Genomic DNA, 1,306 nt, shown 5'->3' with positions numbered 1-1,306 from the left:
AACAAGGCCCAGCAGAAGTCCCTGGCCGGCTTCGACGAAATCAACCAGCTGGCCGGGGACGCGGCGGAGAGCGCCGGTGGGATTGGCGGCGGGGCGGGGATGGACGTGGGCGGCATTGCGGTCCCGGACCTTTCGGAGCTCCCGGAGCCGGAGGAGCCCCCCTTCTCCTCCTGGGGCGAGGCGTTCCGCTCCTTCCTGGATCTGATGCTGGACGGCGTCCCCAAGCTGAAGACGGCCTTCGGAGATTTTGCCGCCTGGCTGAACGATTTTTCTAAGAAGGTATACGACATGTTCACCTTCCCCGGCGTGCTGGAGAGAGTGCAGCAACTGGGCCGGGACCTGGCGGACGCCTTCAACCACCTGGTGGCCCAGATTGACTGGTACCAGCTGGGCCAAGCCCTGGGGGCGGGGCTGAATCTGGCCCTGCAATTCCTGGTGAGCTTCCTTTACAGCTTCGACTGGATTGCCTGGGGCCAGAGCCTGGCGGCACTGGTGAATGGGGCCGTGTCGGAGATTGACTGGCACGCTTTTGGAATGTTCCTCTTCAAGGGGGTCAAGATTGGCCTGGAGACCCTGGCGGGCTTTCTCCTGGGCCTGGATATGCCCCAGCTGGCCCAGGCCGCCAGTCAGACGGTGATTGGCTACTTCAATGCCATGCAGGACACGGTGGCGGGCATTGACTGGCACCAGATCGGGGCTCAGATCGCGGCGCTTCTGAACAATATTGACTGGGCTGGGGCCATTGGAGCCTTCCTGGAGGCGGCCAGAGAGATCGCGCTGGCCTTTCTGGAGGGGCTGGGCGGCTTTATCGCCAACGCCGACCCCGCGGTGCTGATCGCTGCCGCCGCCCTGCTGGCCGCCCATGTGGTCAGGGGGGTGATTTCCAAAACCCTTGAGCCGCTGGCCAGGGAGCTGGTCTCCAAGGTGATTGAGAAGATTGTCAGCGCCCTCCTGTCCTCCAACTTCGCCGCCATCCTGTCCACCGTCGGCAAGACCATCGCCGGGATTGGTACTATCATCGGCGGCGTGGCGCTGGCCGTCTCCAGCTTCTTCTCCATGTGGAACGAGGGCTTCAGCTGGGCCAAGGAGGCTGTTATGCTCTTTGGCATCGCCCTCGCCGCCGTGGGGGCCGTCATCCTGGGGGCCCCCGCCCTGGTGGCCGCCGTGATTGCGGGCATTGTGGCGGCGGTGGCCACGGCGGTGGTGGTCATCAAGGAGCACTGGGAGGAGATCAAGCAATTTTTTATCGACATGTGGAATGGCATCCAGGAGGTCGCCGGGACCATCGCCCAGTGGTTCTCCGACC

The 1,306-nt window shown here is 64.0% G+C and carries 1 pseudogene; it reads left to right on the top strand.

Annotated elements, in window-relative coordinates:
• Positions 1-1,306, top strand: a pseudogene (locus D1646_RS22260) (hypothetical protein); the annotation flags it as partial.

This window comes from Pseudoflavonifractor sp. 60 (assembly GCF_009911645.1).
In the GTDB taxonomy this organism is placed as follows: domain Bacteria; phylum Bacillota; class Clostridia; order Oscillospirales; family Oscillospiraceae; genus Lawsonibacter.
This window is presented reverse-complemented; position numbering and strand designations above follow the sequence as displayed.